The organism is Nocardia sp. NPDC046473 (genome assembly GCF_040645995.1).
In the GTDB taxonomy this organism is placed as follows: Bacteria; Actinomycetota; Actinomycetes; order Mycobacteriales; family Mycobacteriaceae; genus Nocardia.
On the sequence record NZ_JBEYZJ010000001.1, the window covers coordinates 158527 to 171834 of the forward strand.

At 64.9% G+C, this 13308-nt stretch carries 17 protein-coding genes; 8 read left to right on the plus strand and 9 right to left on the minus strand.

What is annotated here, in order from left to right; genetic code table 11:
- Positions 1 to 5: 5 nt before the first annotated feature.
- From ABZ942_RS00770 to ABZ942_RS00800, 7 genes are all read left to right on the plus strand, one after another.
- The gene (locus ABZ942_RS00770; protein ID WP_357377647.1) at positions 6 to 791 is read left to right on the plus strand and encodes an ATP-binding cassette domain-containing protein; all 786 of its coding nucleotides are present in this window, start codon (positions 6 to 8) and stop codon (positions 789 to 791) included.
- On the plus strand, positions 788 to 1765 hold the full coding sequence (locus ABZ942_RS00775; RefSeq protein ID WP_357377649.1) for a ribokinase: 978 nt from the start codon (positions 788 to 790) through the stop codon (positions 1763 to 1765). Before ABZ942_RS00770 ends, ABZ942_RS00775 begins: the two co-directional genes overlap by 4 nt.
- The gene (gene rbsD, locus ABZ942_RS00780) at positions 1747 to 2133 is read left to right on the plus strand and encodes a D-ribose pyranase (protein ID WP_357377651.1); all 387 of its coding nucleotides are present in this window, start codon (positions 1747 to 1749) and stop codon (positions 2131 to 2133) included. Before ABZ942_RS00775 ends, rbsD begins: the two co-directional genes overlap by 19 nt.
- A gap of 100 nt (positions 2134 to 2233) precedes the next feature.
- The gene (locus ABZ942_RS00785; protein WP_357377653.1) at positions 2234 to 3301 is read left to right on the plus strand and encodes a hypothetical protein; all 1068 of its coding nucleotides are present in this window, start codon (positions 2234 to 2236) and stop codon (positions 3299 to 3301) included.
- Positions 3302 to 3373: 72 nt separating this feature from the next.
- Positions 3374 to 4306 (plus strand): DMT family transporter, encoded by a 933-nt coding sequence (locus tag ABZ942_RS00790; RefSeq protein WP_357377655.1) that lies wholly within the window; start codon positions 3374 to 3376, stop codon positions 4304 to 4306.
- A gap of 165 nt (positions 4307 to 4471) precedes the next feature.
- Positions 4472 to 5107, plus strand: coding sequence for an ElyC/SanA/YdcF family protein (locus ABZ942_RS00795; RefSeq protein ID WP_357377657.1), 636 nt, complete (start codon positions 4472 to 4474; stop codon positions 5105 to 5107).
- Between the two features lie 15 nt (positions 5108 to 5122).
- Positions 5123 to 5575, plus strand: coding sequence for an SRPBCC family protein (locus ABZ942_RS00800; protein WP_357377659.1), 453 nt, complete (start codon positions 5123 to 5125; stop codon positions 5573 to 5575).
- A 322-nt stretch (positions 5576 to 5897) separates the two neighbouring features.
- Here the strand turns inward: ABZ942_RS00800 and ABZ942_RS00805 are convergent, their stop codons facing one another.
- Together ABZ942_RS00805 and ABZ942_RS00810 are read right to left on the minus strand one after the other, a co-directional pair.
- On the minus strand, positions 5898 to 6551 hold the full coding sequence (locus ABZ942_RS00805; protein ID WP_357377661.1) for an LppP/LprE family lipoprotein: 654 nt from the start codon (positions 6549 to 6551) through the stop codon (positions 5898 to 5900).
- Positions 6552 to 6677: 126 nt separating this feature from the next.
- The gene (locus ABZ942_RS00810; RefSeq protein ID WP_357377663.1) at positions 6678 to 7409 is read right to left on the minus strand and encodes an LppP/LprE family lipoprotein; all 732 of its coding nucleotides are present in this window, start codon (positions 7407 to 7409) and stop codon (positions 6678 to 6680) included.
- Positions 7410 to 7739: 330 nt separating this feature from the next.
- On the opposite strand from ABZ942_RS00810, the gene ABZ942_RS00815 reads away from it, so the two are divergent.
- Entirely contained in the window at positions 7740 to 8639 is a 900-nt protein-coding gene (locus tag ABZ942_RS00815; protein ID WP_357377665.1) for a serine hydrolase, read from the plus strand.
- A gap of 1 nt (position 8640) precedes the next feature.
- Here the strand turns inward: ABZ942_RS00815 and ABZ942_RS00820 are convergent, their stop codons facing one another.
- From ABZ942_RS00820 to ABZ942_RS00850, 7 genes are all read right to left on the minus strand, one after another.
- Entirely contained in the window at positions 8641 to 9105 is a 465-nt protein-coding gene (locus tag ABZ942_RS00820) for a group II truncated hemoglobin (protein WP_357377667.1), read from the minus strand.
- A gap of 146 nt (positions 9106 to 9251) precedes the next feature.
- A complete protein-coding gene (locus tag ABZ942_RS00825) occupies positions 9252 to 9827 on the minus strand; it encodes a hypothetical protein (RefSeq protein ID WP_357377669.1) in 576 nt (191 codons plus the stop codon).
- A complete protein-coding gene (locus ABZ942_RS00830) occupies positions 9824 to 10336 on the minus strand; it encodes a F0F1 ATP synthase subunit B (RefSeq protein WP_357377671.1) in 513 nt (170 codons plus the stop codon). The genes ABZ942_RS00825 and ABZ942_RS00830 overlap by 4 nt, the downstream gene beginning before the upstream one ends.
- A 6-nt stretch (positions 10337 to 10342) precedes the next feature.
- On the minus strand, positions 10343 to 10600 hold the full coding sequence (locus ABZ942_RS00835) for a F0F1 ATP synthase subunit C (RefSeq protein ID WP_357377673.1): 258 nt from the start codon (positions 10598 to 10600) through the stop codon (positions 10343 to 10345).
- Between the two features lie 46 nt (positions 10601 to 10646).
- The gene (gene atpB, locus ABZ942_RS00840; RefSeq protein WP_357379309.1) at positions 10647 to 11321 is read right to left on the minus strand and encodes a F0F1 ATP synthase subunit A; all 675 of its coding nucleotides are present in this window, start codon (positions 11319 to 11321) and stop codon (positions 10647 to 10649) included.
- A 119-nt stretch (positions 11322 to 11440) separates the two neighbouring features.
- Positions 11441 to 11842 (minus strand): hypothetical protein, encoded by a 402-nt coding sequence (locus ABZ942_RS00845; RefSeq protein ID WP_357377675.1) that lies wholly within the window; start codon positions 11840 to 11842, stop codon positions 11441 to 11443.
- A gap of 404 nt (positions 11843 to 12246) precedes the next feature.
- Positions 12247 to 12822: a DUF2165 domain-containing protein gene (locus tag ABZ942_RS00850; RefSeq protein ID WP_357377677.1), complete on the minus strand. Its 576-nt coding sequence runs from the start codon at positions 12820 to 12822 to the stop codon at positions 12247 to 12249.
- Between the last annotated feature and the right edge of the window lie 486 nt (positions 12823 to 13308).

Consider the following 13308-nt stretch of genomic DNA (forward strand, 5'->3'; position numbering starts at 1 on the left):
GACACATGACCAAGCCGATGCTCGAGGCTCGCGGGTTGACGAAGTCGTTCGACTCCGTCCGTGCGCTCGACGATGTCTCGCTGACCATTCCGGAAGGGGAGGTCACCGCGCTCGTCGGTGACAACGGGGCGGGCAAGTCCACCCTGGTGCGCTGTTTGACCGGAGTGCACCCACCCGATTCCGGGGAGATTCTGTTCGGTGGCGCGCCGGTGCGCCTCGGCTCGCCGGAGGATGCCAGGAAGATGGGGATCGAGACCGTGTATCAGGATCTCGCGCTCATCGACGATTTGACCGTGTGGCAGAACCTCTTCCTGAACCGGGAACTCGTCTATCCGTCCTGGCCGATCAAGATCGTCAATCGGAAGGCGATGATCAGCCGGAGTGGGGAGATCCTGCGGGATCTCGACGTGGATGTGCCCTCGGTCCGCACTACGGTGCGGCGGATGAGCGGCGGTCAGCGGCAGAGTATCGCCATCGCCCGTGCGGTCGCCTGGGGCAAATCGATGGTGATCATGGATGAGCCGACCGCCGCGCTGGGTGTTCGGGAGACCGCCGCGGTGGAGAAACTGGTGCGTGGGCTGCGCGACCGCGGGGTGACCGTGCTGATCATCAGCCATGATCTGGCGCAGGTGATGCGCATCTGCGACAACGTGGTGGTGCTGCGGCGCGGTCGTTCGGTGGCCGCGCATCGAGTGGGCGAGATCGACGGCGACCGGCTGGTTGCGCTGATCACCGGGGCCGCGCCCGGCAACCTGGAGACGAAGCCTGCTGTGGAACAACAGGTCTCGTGACCGGGCGGATCACGGTCATCGGATCGATGAACCAAGATGTGGTTTGCGAGGTGGCGAGGTTGCCCGGGCCGGGGGAGACCGTGCTGGCCGTCGGGGCGCGGACGAATCCGGGTGGTAAGGGGGCCAACCAGGCGGTCGCTGCGGCGAAGGTGGGCGGGAGTGTGCAGTTCGTCGGCCGGGTCGGCGGCGATTCGGCCGCGGCGGCCCTGCTGGAATCGATGGCCGAGGCGGGCGTGAAAACGGCTGCGTTGCGGGAGGTTCCAGGGATGCGGACCGGTCGGGCCTACGTCACGGTCGCCGCCGGGGAGAACCAGATCGTCGTTGACCCCGGCGCCAACTTCGCCTGGGAATCCGACGCCGAACTGGCGGAGCTGGCCGAGGCCGAGCTGCTCGCGTCGGCGGATGTGGTTGTCGCACAGCTCGAAATACCGCTCGCAGTGGTCACCTGGGCCGCAGGACTGGCGCGGCGGTTCGTCCTCAATGCCGCTCCGGCGGCGGAGCTCGACGATGAACTGCTGCGGCGGTGTGATCCGCTCGTGGTGAACGAGTACGAGTTGGCCACGATCAGCGGGGCGCCGACCGCGACCAGGGAGCAGGCAGGTCGAGCCGCGCGGTCGCTGTGTTCGCGCGGAGCGCCGTCGGTCGTTGTCACGTTGGGTGCCGCCGGGTCGATCCTGGCCCAACGCTCGGCGGAGTCCGTCGGCGTCAGGTATCAGCCTGCGCCGCAGGTGGACTCGGTGGATTCGACCGGGGCGGGTGATGCGTACGTCGGTGCGTTGTCCACCGCGCTGGCCGATGGAGCCGACCTGAGTGCGGCGGTGGCCTTTGCGACGGCGGCCGCGTCGCTGTCTGTCCAGTCGGCGGGCACCCACGCCTCCTATCCCACTCGGGAGCAGGTTGTCGCGGCGCTGCCGCCCGCCGACTCGAGTTTCCGCACAACCAGATTGGAAGCACCTTGCGCACCGGTGGATTGATTCACGCCGAACTGATGTCGGCCCTCGTCGCCCTCCGCCACACCGACACCTTCGCCGTCAGCGACTCGGGCCTGCCCGTGCCGCCCGGTGTATCGGTGATCGATCTCGGAATCAGTTACGGCATGCCGCGATTCGCGCCCGTGCTCGAGCTGATCCTCGATGAGGTTGCCGTCGAAGCCGCCTGGGGGAGCGCCGATGTCGTCGCCGCGAATCCGGAGGCGGCCGATATCCTGACCCGGTTGAATGCCGAGTTGCTCGCGCACGAAGAGTTCAAACGGCGGATCGGGCAGTGCCGCTTCGTCGTTCGCACGGGTGAGGCGCGGCCCTATGCCAACGTGCTGCTTCGTGCGGGCGTGCCATGGTTGTGAATCGACCACCAGATGCGTGGTGATCGGACAGACTTTGTCTGACGGCCTTTCGCCCCGATCCAGACCACATCTCGGGGGTGCTGCCGTTGAGGAGGCAAAGGTGACCAGACGTCGACTGGTGGCGTTCGCGGCGCTGGCGATGCTCGTTGCCACCGGTTGCGCGGGCCCGCCGACGAGCGCGACCGAACCTGTCGCCAGCACGGACATATTCGCGTACGCGACAAGTACCGAACTGGTTGTCGCGGACGGCACCACGATCCTGTCCCGAACGCCAGGCTCTTTCGATACAACGCGCGACGTCGGCGTCACCAAGGACTCGAAATTCGCGTTCTGGAAGGAAGATGCACGCGGCGGTGACGGGTCCTTCGTCGCGGCGGTCTCCACCGGAGCACCCGCGGCACCCCTCCGGGTCGCCTGTGGCTGCCGTCAGGTCCTCCCGCTCAGCGCAAGCACCATCGTGTGGCTGCAAGCACCGGACACCGTCATGCGCATGGATCTCGTTGCGGCACAGCCGAAGCCGACGGTATGGCGCACGATCACGCCCGCACTACAGACGCAAGAACGGGTAGATCTCTTGGCCGTCCACGGGGATCAACTGCTGCTGAACCGCTATCAGATAGAGCAGCAGTACGACTCGATCAAATGCCAGCTCTTCACGATCGACGCCGACGGCACCACGCATACGCACGGACCGCTCTCCGACTTGAAGGCGTACTTCTACAGCGCAGTCTTCAGTCCCGACGGCAAGTCGGCCGCACTGTCCCAATACGCGGTGCCCAGCAGCTATCTGCGCGACATGGCGTGCAGCCTGGCGGTCGTCTACTTCCTCGACCTGTCGTCGGGCGATCTGCAGTCCACCGTCCCGTCGCCCGAGAACTGTTCCAGCGCACTGAAACTCCGCTGGGACATACCCGACGGACCGACTTTGGCCGTCGATCGCTGGCCTGCCTTCACCAAACCGACCGACGCACAGACAACACGCTGGCAGAGTAACCAGCGCAGCTGGACCCCGCTGGATCCGCCGATCGCCGACCGTGCCCAGACCTCGGCAGGTGCGACGATCGAGCTCGCCAAACCGGGCAGCGCCGGGTTCTACGACGTCTATTTCATCAAGCACGGTCAACGCACCGAGCTGGCCGAACAGGTCTATTCCATCGCGGTCCCGTAGGTGCGGAGCGGCACAGTCGCGGTGTCCGAAAACCGCGTGAGTTCGCGGCGCCGGTGCTCTAGCGTTCGATAAATGGAGCAAGTCGTTCGCTCGGGCGATCGGAAGGCCGTTGTCGCGGCCGCGGTCACCGTGGTGCTGTGGGCCTCGGCCTTTGTGTTCATTCGTGCTGCGGGGGAGGACTTTTCGCCGGGTGCGCTGGCGTTGGGGCGGTTGCTGACCGGGGCCATCACGCTGGTGCTGATCCTGATCATCCGGGGCGAGGGCATGCCTGCCCGTGCCGCGTGGCCCGGGATTCTGGTGTCCGGTGTGCTGTGGTTCGGGGTCTACATGGTGGCTCTGAACTGGGGCGAGCAGCACGTCGACGCGGGCACCGCGGCGATGGTGATCAACATCGGGCCGATCTTGATCGCGGTGCTGAGCGGACTGGTTCTGCGGGAAGGATTTCCGGGGCGGCTGATGGCAGGCATAGCGGTCGCGTTCGCCGGAGCGGTGGTGGTCGGCCTGTCGAATTCCAGCGGCGGTAGCGCAGCCGTGCTTGGTGTGGTCCTGTGTCTGACCGCCGCTGCGGCCTGGGCGGTGGCGGTCGTCGCGCAGAAGCCCGCGCTGGGGCACGCGTCAGCGCTGCAGGTGACCACCGGCGGGTGCGTCATCGGCGCCATTGCCTGCTTGCCGTTCGCCGGTCAGCTGTTCAGCGAGGCCACCGCCGCGCCGCTGTCCGCAACATTGAGCGTGGTGTACCTGGGCGTGTTTCCGACCGCTCTGGCGTTCACCACCTGGGCTTACGCGCTGTCCCGTACTACGGCCGGGAAGATGGGCGTGACCACATACGCCGTCCCCGCCTTGGTGATTGTGATGGCGTGGATCGCGCTCGACGAGGTCCCCGGGCCGCTCGCCGTGGTCGGCGGCTTGCTGTGCCTGTCCGGTGTGGCGATCACCAGGTCGCGGGCGGGTAAGCCGATTGAGCCCGAAGACGCTGTGACACAGGAAGTATCGAGCCCGACGTAACAGCCATGCGGGGACTGCTCGCGGAGGCGGCCCGGTTGGTCAACGACGTGGCGGTTGCTGCTGTGGCCGGCGTTGTCTACCCGGTCGCCTACGCTTGTCATTGATAACGACCGACGTCAGCCGTAGTCAGCATGTGCACGGCGGGACCGACTGGAAGAGGTTGTTTTGGCGGACGATCGGAAGCTACCGGGCGGTGCGGGGAAGCGCTGGGCGCGCAGGCTGCTCGGCGTGGCTGCGGTCGCGGCGACGGGACTGGTGCTGGTCGTGGTCGGCTCGAATGTCCGGCTGCGGATGGTGTCGTCGGGCCATCGGTTCAGCCCTGAGGCGGCGCCGGCGGTTCCGGTCGTGATCGTGCCCGGAGCTAAGGTCGGCCCTGACGGTGCGCCGATGGCATATCTGCGTGGACGGCTCGATGTCGCGATCGAGTTCCTGGCGGCCGGTAAGGCCCGTGAGATCCTGGTGTCCGGTGACGCCGCCGGTACCTCAGGAGATGAGATCGCCTCGATGACAAAGTATCTCGTCGACCACGGTGTCGATCCGGCGCTCGTGCGATCCGACGGCGAAGGTTTGTCGACCCGTGCCACCTGCGAACGCGCCAAGCGGCTGTTCGGCATCGATCGCGCGATCATCGTCTCCCAGTACCGGCATGTGCCGCGAGCCGTCGCCTTGTGCCGCGCCGAAGGCATCGATGCCGACGGGGTCACCGCCTATTGTGATTGCCGTCGGACAACGTTGATACGCAACAACATCCGCGAATGGCTGGCCGCACCCAAAGCCGTCGTGGCCTTGATCGGGCGGTGATTCACGATGCGCCCCGTGGTGGTTACCGTAAGCGCCGACATTTCGGCTGCGCCACAACGACTGTGGGACCTGCTCACCGACTGGGAGAACCAGGGCGAGTGGATGCGCGAAGCCTCCGACTTCGAAGTGACCTCACCACACCGTTCCGGCGTCGGCGTGACGGTAGCGACCACCGTGCGAATCGCCGGCATCGCCACCCGCGACCGGATCCGCGTCGACGTGTGGGACCCGCCGAACGGATCGAGCCCAGCCCACCTCGGAATCGAGCACCTCGGCTGGGTCAAGGGCCGCGGCGACATCCACCTGACAGAACTCCCCAACACCCGCACCCACCTCGCCTGGACCGAGCACCTACACCCCCCGCTCGGCCTGGTAGGCACACTAGGAATGCGCCTACTAACACCACTATTCACCCACACCTTCCACCAAGACCTAGCCCGACTACGCTCCGCCGCAGAACCCTCCTAACCCCCGCCCCCAGCGCCGAAAATCCGCACTCTCTCGGGATCTGCACTCGGAATAGGGCCCTATTCCGAGTGCAGATCCCGAGAGAGAGTGCGCCTGCCACCAACAGCGGGGTCCCGCCCTACAGCCCGATGACAGCGCTCACCGTTTCTGTGAGCCGTACACCGCGTATACGCCCGCTGCCAGGATGGTCGTGAGACACATGGTGGGGGTAGGGATGGGTTCTCGCGTGGCGATCTGGCTGTGGTTGCGGCCCGAGCGCTTTGGATAACGAGGGTGGCGGAACGATCCTGACCGCGGTGGAGCGGTCAGGATCGTGGTCGGGTCAGTTGTCGGGCGGGAACTGGCCGCGCGCCTCGACCGTGGTTCCGTTCAAGACGTAGGTCACGATGCTCGGTCCGCCGGTCGGGCAGCACAGCGCGTCTTCGGGCTTGGCCCATCGGTACTGCACCGCGAGGGTGCTCCTGGTTCGCTCCTGCACCTGGGTGTAGCTGTAGGGCTTGGCGGTGCCGGTGCCGAGCCAGGTTCCGTTGGCGAAGAACAGGATGTGGGTGGCGGGATGGATGCCCTGCCACTCCACCGTCAGGTAGGACAGGACGCCGGAGCAGCCGCTGGAGATGGGCTCGGTGCCGCTGCCGACGATCTCCCATTGCGCGTTGCTGCCCACGGGCGGCGTGCCCAGCCGCTGGATTGCGTTGTGGGCCAGCTCCGAGTTCACGTCGAAGCACAGGCCGTGTCCGCTGCCATTGGGTCCCTGGTCGGCGTTCTGCGGGGACGTCGCCGGTTCTTTCTGGTCGACGGGCACACTCGCCGGTGGCGGCGCGATGGTGGCCTGTGATGCATCGGCGGGCCGGCCCGGCGATGCGGCCGACGGGATCGGCGTCCTGGTCGGCTGTGGTGTCGAGTTGGTACCGCAGCCGGTCGCGCCGAGGACGACGCTGGCGGCCAGTGCGGCAAAAGCCCATGACTTGATGTTCATTCGAACCCCCGGAATCGGTGTTGTCGTAGATAGATCGCTACTGCTGCTCGTCTTCGCAACTGCTCCGGCCGTCCGGAGCACGAACGCGGTCCTCCATCCGCGAACCTGCGCTGACCAACCAGCGGTTTACTTGTCCGGATTCGGGGGGAACTGTCCCTGTGCCGTGACGGTGGTGCCGCTCAAGGTGAACGTCACATTGCTCGGTCCGCCGGACGGGCAGCACAGCGCGTCTTCCGGCTTGGCCCAGCGGTACTGCAGCGAAACGGTGTTCCTGGTCTTACCGAGCACCGTGGTGTAGGCGTAGTACTTGGACGTCGCCGTCCCCAGGTACTTGCCGTCGGTGAAGTACAAGACGTGGTACCCGGGATGGCTGCCGTCCCAGTTCACCACCAAGTAGGACAGCAAGCCGGAGCAGCCCGCCGAGATCGGATCGGTGCTCGCCTCCACGATGGTCCACGGGTAGCCCCCGGCGTTCGGCGCCAAGCGGCCGACCGCGTTGTGGGCGAGTTCCGAGTTCAGGTCGAAGCACAACCCGTGTCCACTGCCGTAGGGCCCTTGGTTCGAGGCCGGCGGCGGTGCGGGTGCGGGTTCCTGCTGATTGACCGGCACGCTCGCGGGCGGCGGTGCCTCGCTGGTCTCCGGCGCGTTCGGTTGCGCCCGCGGCGGATTGGTGGGCTGATCGGTGTTGCCCGGCTGCGCCGGACCCGATGCGTTACCCGGTGTGCTCGGCGCTGCGGGCGCGGCCGACGGGATCGGCGTCCTGGTCGCCTGTGGCTCTGGGCTGCTCGAACCGCAGCCGGTCGCGCCGAGGACGACGCTCGCGGCCAGTGCGGCAAAAGCCCATGACTTGATGTTCATTGAACCCCCGGAATCGGTGTGGTCGTCTGTAGTTTTCCGTAGTGCGGGGTCTGCGCAACTGCTCCGGTCGCCCGGGGCACGAACGTGGTCCTCCATCCACGAACCTGCGCTGACAACTAGTCATCGGGTCAATTGCGGTGCGTGTTACTAAGTTTCACGCAATCCGGGGCGCACTGAATATCGTGCCCCCGGCGTCGGGGGCAGCGCCGCCCCACCGCGATTTACCGCCTCCTCCGAGTGTCGGGTTGCTCCGGCGCGGTCTGCTGGGAAGGATGCAACTACCGGTGACCTGCGTTTTCTGTCTAGCGACACAGCGAGGGATGGACGTTCATGCGGAAGTCGAGGGTGCCCCTGGTGCTATCCGGTCTACTGGTCGCCGGGTCGCTGGTCGCGGCCGCGTTGATGTACGAGCCACGCGGCGCGGAGCACGCGGCGCCGGCGCCGACGGGTCCGGCGCGCGAGGAGATCGGATCACCGCGCGGTTTCGATCCCGCGTTCAAGTCGCGGATCACCCAGGCGGAGGCCTATGCGAAGAGCCGTCCCGGGTTCACCGGCATCGTGGTGCGCGACCGCCGCACGGGTGCGGTGTGGCGCAATGCGAATGCGGCGACCCCGATCTGGGCCTGTTCCACGCCGAAGCTGGCGATGGCGGTGGACCTGCTGCTGCGCGACGACCTCGGCTCGATCACGCTGGGCGCCGAGGACCGCGAGCTGATGCACCGGATGCTGCACGCCAGCGACAACGATGCCGCGACCACCCTGTGGGAACGCTACGGCGGCGAGAAGGCGTTCGCGCCGCGGTTCCGGTCGTTCGGCATGGCGGGCATCAAGTTCGCCGACGGCCACCCGGATTCCTGGGGCTGGATCCTGGCCACCGCCAACGACCTCGAGCAGCTCATCGATTTCGTCCTGGAGAAGGTGCCCGCGCGGCACCGCAACTACCTGGTCGGCGAGATGCGCGCGGTGGACGGCGGCGACTCGCTCGACACCAACCAACAGTGGGGTGTCTGGGGCGCGGGCGACAAGGCGGCGCCGGGGAACAAGAACGGCTGGTCCGACGACAACGACGACGGCTCATGGCTGATGAACTCGGTCGGATTCGTCGGGCCGCGTGAGCAGTTCACCGTCGCCATCATGAACAACACCCAGGTGGTCGACAACGGCTACCAGGTCGGCAAGGAGACCGTCACCAAGGTCAGCGAGATCCTGTTCAAGGACTACTTCAGCTGACTCAGGGCTGGTAGGGCGGCGCCTCGCCCCAACCCCAGTGCGGCATCGGCGCTTTCAAGGGCGGTGCGGCATCGGGCTGGGAGTTCGAATGGGCGAGGCGGGTGCCCCACTCGATGTAGGCGAAGAAGGCGGAGCGGAACTCCGGGTCGTCGGGCATGCCCACCTCGTCGGCGGCATCCATGAGCAGATTCACCCATCGACGGCGTTGCGGTTCGGTGATCGCCTTGCCGAGGTGCTGGCGGACCATATGGGCGTAGCCGCCACGCTCGGTGCTGTAGGTCTCGGGTCCGCGGAAGACTTCGGCCAGCCACATCGCGACATATTTCGGATGTCCCGGATCCATGCCGGCGAACAGCGGGCCGACCAGCTCGTCCTTCAGGACCTCGCGGTAGAAAACCTCGGTGAGCGCCTCGAAAGCCGCTGTGCCACCGGCCCATTCGTAGAGGGTGGGCGTTGCCTCCGTCATTGTTGAACTCCGATCCATAACGGCATGGCAGTATTCGAACAAGCGCCAGCATAATGACCGCAGTCGGAGATGGCCGAGCGATTTTCTTGCCGGAGGGCCCCGCTCGAGTGCGGCGAGTGGGGCTCAGGTCCGTCGAGGGTGGGTTGTCAGTTCCACTGGGATTGCGTGTGCGTCCGGCCGGACGAGCCGGTGTTCGCCATCGCCTGCAGGTCGTCCAGGAACCGTTCGACGGCGTCGGACTTGATCTGTGGCGACTGGACCTGCTCGCGCACGCTCTCGGTGGTGTGCGTCATGACCTGCTTGGTGAAATCGGCCTTGAGGTCGCGGATCAGCTGCCTGCGCATCAACTCGATCTGGTCGCGGCCTTGCTTGCCGACCCGTTCGACCTCGGCGGCGGCGGTCTCCCGCATCTTCACCACGATGGCGTCGGCGTCGGCGTGCGCGTCCTCGATCAGTTGGGCGAGTTCGGCTTTCGCCTCGGCCAGGCCCTCGTCGTACACCTGCTTGGCTCTGCTGAGGCGGGCCGCCGCCTGCTCGTTCTCCTCGATCTGTTTCCGAATGTCGCCCTGCGCCTTGGCCATCATCCTTTTGACAATCGGCAGAAGGTATTTGACGAAGACCCAGATAATGACCGCGAAGCCGAACAGCTGGCTGACGAACACCTGCCACTCGAAATGGATTTGGTAGATACCTTCGGCAAGGATGTCGCTGCTAGGAGTCATGACGACGCCCGTCCTGTCTGCTGGCCTCGGCTTGTTCGGGCCCGCCGCTCATCATCGACGCCGACCACGCGGTCGGCCAGTGACCGAGCGAGTGGCTCGACCGTCTCACGCAACTCCGCGGCGATTTGATCTGCCTGCGCCCGCAATTGCGCCTCGGCCTCCGCGACAACGCCGTTGGCCTCCTGCTGCGCCTGCCCGCGCATTTCCTCGAGAATTTCCCGGCCCTCGGCGCGCGCCTTGCTCCGGATCGCGGCCGCTTCCGACCGCGCCTTCTCCAGTGCCGCTTGATGCTTGGCTTCGGCCTCGGCGAACAACTGCCTCGCCTCTTTGGTCGTCGCCATGGTCTCTGCGGTCCGCTCTTCGCGTTCCTCCAGCACCTTGCGGATCGGTGGAACGACGAAGAACCAGATGACGCCGAGCACGATCAGGAAGATCAGCAACTCGACGAAGAAGGTGCCGTTGGGGATAAGGAAGTTCTCCGCGGCAACTACATCGGTTCTCGGAGACATGCCCGGTTACTTGCCGGGAGTCGCGAATACGAAAAGCGCCATGAAGGCTAGGTTGATGAAGTAGGCCGCCTCGACCAGACTGACGGTCAGGAAGAAGATGCCGCGCAACCGCCCCTCAGCCTCCGGTTGACGGGTGACACCATTGATCAGCGCAGCGCCGGCTAGGCCGTCGCCGATGCCTGCACCGATGGCGCCGCCGGCCATGATGATGCCGCCGCCGATGAGGGCGCCCTGGATGATGGACGCGGTGGTGGGGTCTGCCATTTTCTACTTCCTATTCTCGGATGTTGTCCAGATCGGCATGTGCCGATCAGTGGTTTTCGTTCTCCAGCGACATCGACTGACTGAAGTACACGACTGTCAGCAGCGAGAAGATGAACGCCTGAATAGCGCCGACGAACAGGTCGAACATTTTCCAGACGGCATTGGGGCCCCAGCTGATCCAGAAGGGGAACAACGTGATCACCGAGAGCATCACACCGCCGGCGAACATGTTTCCGAACAATCGCAGTGACAGCGAAAATGGCTTGGTGATTTCTTCGACGACATTGATGAACACCATCGGGCCCCAGCCCGTGTGCCCCTTCAGTGTTGCCTTCAGGTGGCCGAAGGGACCGCGCCGCGCGATGCCGGCGGACTGGTAGGCGATGAACACGAACAACGCGAGCGCGTAGACGAAGTTGACGTCCGAGGCGGGCGGTGCGAGCAACTCCCCGTCGCCGATCTGTACCGGAAGCACGGAGAGCCAATTCGACAGCAGAATGTAGACGAACAGGGTGACCGCGAGCGGAAGGGCGAACGGCGCGACCTTCATGCCGATGGCGCTTTCCACCTGGATGCGCATCTGGACCGTCACGGCCTCGAAGAACAGTTGCACGCCGTTCGGTACCCCGGAGGTGATCTTGAGCCGCAGGAAGAAGGCCAGCCCGAGCACGATCAGCGCGGCGACCGACGTGGACACGATGGTGTCGACATTGAAGGACATGCCGAAGGCATGTGCGACCGCGTGGTGACCGACCTTGATCTTCGGTTCCTCGGCGGGAGCCTCTTGTGCGAGCAGCGTGACGGTCGGGGCCAGCTGGGCAAATGAAATGGCTGGGATCGTCATGGCGTTTGGCGAAGCCCTTTCAATTCAGGCAGGACAGTGTTGAGGACCAGGGTGACTTGAAAGAGGGCCAAGCCGAAGAACATGCCGATGCCATTGGGGCGTGCAAGGAATGCAACCAGGATGGCGACGGCGGTTATGCCGAGCAGCCTCAGTGCCGAGGAACCTACCAAACGCTGCTTGCTCGGTACTTCCGAACTGGCAATTCGGGTGATGGCCCACAATGTGAGTTGGGCATTCAACCAACCGACCGCGAGTCCCGTGCAGATGAAGGTACCGAGCAACAGTCGGTCTATCAGGCCCGTTATCCCCAGAGCCAGCACACCCAGAGCGATCGCGGCAATAGCCGCGCGACGTATCTGGATCCTATTCACGTCCACACCGACACCGCCCTCGCCCATACCCCCACCTCATAGTGGGGGACGTGATGAATCGATAGCATACACATGCCAACCACCCTGCGTGGCAAGGTTTTTGATCTTTCTTGACTGGATCTTGATATTGGCGACAGACATCATCTGGTTACTGTCTCGGGTCGATCTCGGCGCGTGCACAGCGCCATTCCCGAAGTGCCGCAGAACCTATTAGGAACGGGCTGACGTGGGAAAAGTCTGTCGACCACGGAATCATCGTCGAAGCAGTCGGTGGAGCCGGGTTCTGCGTGCGAGGAGTATAGCCACTAGGCTGGTGAATCAGTGGCAACTCGGTGGTATCTGTCTGAGGACTTGTCTGTGATGTGTCAGTACAAATTTCTATTTGCCCAACTTATCCGTTTCATCCCTTTTGTCCGAATTTTGGATGCTGATTACTTGCTATCGGAGACGGCCTGTTCTGCCGGTCGCGGCAGGTCCCGCTCGGGCAAGTGCACAAGAATGAGCCCAACCGCGGCGATCAGGAAGTTCTGCAGCGCCGCAGAGGACGCATTGACCTCTTTGTTTGCCCACATCCGGAACCATTCCCCGGCCACCGTCAAGAATCCGCCGAGGAACAGCAGCACCACCATGGTCCAGCCGAGGCTGGACAGTTTCGCGGCCACGCCCGGACCGACTCGAAGGCGGCGCGGCCACCCGCTCAGTTCGCGCAGCCACGCCACCGCGGCGGCCAGCAGCACGAAGGCGATCAGGAACTCCCAGATCACGATGAGGATGTAGGCGACGAGGGCGACGTTACCGCTGGTGATCGCCCGCCAGTCGGTCCCCGAGTTGTGAATGGTGGACCGCATGGACAGCACGGCGGCCACCCCGCGCCGGTTGGTGACGGTGTCGGTGCAATTGGTGACCGCGACGAACAAGTAGTAGAAGCCGGTGATCGCCGCCAGCACCGCGACCACCATCCGGCGACTACCGACCACGTCGAGCATTCGGGAACCACTGAGTGTCATCTGTCCTGCCTCGGATCGACTATCGACGAGAAGTGCGGGAACGCCCCGGTTTTCGCGTGCCGGTCGCGACCGAGCGCGTGATCGAGATCAACAACCGGGAGCAGCCCCATCTTAGGTGCGACTGAGTCGCACACGGTCTAGCAGTGACACGCGATCGGTCGCATACCCCCAAATGTTCCGCAGCAGCCCGCAGCCAGCGCCCGCGCCATAGGTGGTCGCAGCAGTCCTTCCGATACCCACCCCACCATTGAGGCGAGTCATATGGTCGCTAAATGATCTTCAACAGCAACCATTTGACTCGCCTCAATGACGGGCAACGACCTTTTGACTCGCTTCGATGCCGGAAGGTCACTAGACCGGACCACAGCCAGTCCTCACGCTGGCACTGAGCGTTGCCGATCCCAAAGCTGCGGAAGAGAAGGTCGGGGACCCCACCCGACGTGCTCAGCACTATTCGGTCATTCCCTTGGATAGGTACACCTTTCC

Coding starts and splice junctions, on each gene's coding strand:
- ABZ942_RS00810 (WP_357377663.1), bottom strand. CDS start 7,409: ATGAACATCAAGTCATGGGCTTTTGCCGCACTGGCCGCGAGCGTCGTC.
- ABZ942_RS00850 (WP_357377677.1), bottom strand. CDS start 12,822: ATGACACTCAGTGGTTCCCGAATGCTCGACGTGGTCGGTAGTCGCCGG.
- ABZ942_RS00815 (WP_357377665.1), top strand. CDS start 7,740: ATGCGGAAGTCGAGGGTGCCCCTGGTGCTATCCGGTCTACTGGTCGCC.
- ABZ942_RS00830 (WP_357377671.1), bottom strand. CDS start 10,336: ATGTCTCCGAGAACCGATGTAGTTGCCGCGGAGAACTTCCTTATCCCC.
- ABZ942_RS00770 (WP_357377647.1), top strand. CDS start 6: ATGACCAAGCCGATGCTCGAGGCTCGCGGGTTGACGAAGTCGTTCGAC.
- ABZ942_RS00820 (WP_357377667.1), bottom strand. CDS start 9,105: ATGACGGAGGCAACGCCCACCCTCTACGAATGGGCCGGTGGCACAGCG.
- ABZ942_RS00825 (WP_357377669.1), bottom strand. CDS start 9,827: ATGACTCCTAGCAGCGACATCCTTGCCGAAGGTATCTACCAAATCCAT.
- ABZ942_RS00835 (WP_357377673.1), bottom strand. CDS start 10,600: ATGGCAGACCCCACCACCGCGTCCATCATCCAGGGCGCCCTCATCGGC.
- ABZ942_RS00845 (WP_357377675.1), bottom strand. CDS start 11,842: ATGGGCGAGGGCGGTGTCGGTGTGGACGTGAATAGGATCCAGATACGT.
- atpB (WP_357379309.1), bottom strand. CDS start 11,321: ATGTCCTTCAATGTCGACACCATCGTGTCCACGTCGGTCGCCGCGCTG.
- ABZ942_RS00790 (WP_357377655.1), top strand. CDS start 3,374: ATGGAGCAAGTCGTTCGCTCGGGCGATCGGAAGGCCGTTGTCGCGGCC.
- ABZ942_RS00805 (WP_357377661.1), bottom strand. CDS start 6,551: ATGAACATCAAGTCATGGGCTTTTGCCGCACTGGCCGCCAGCGTCGTC.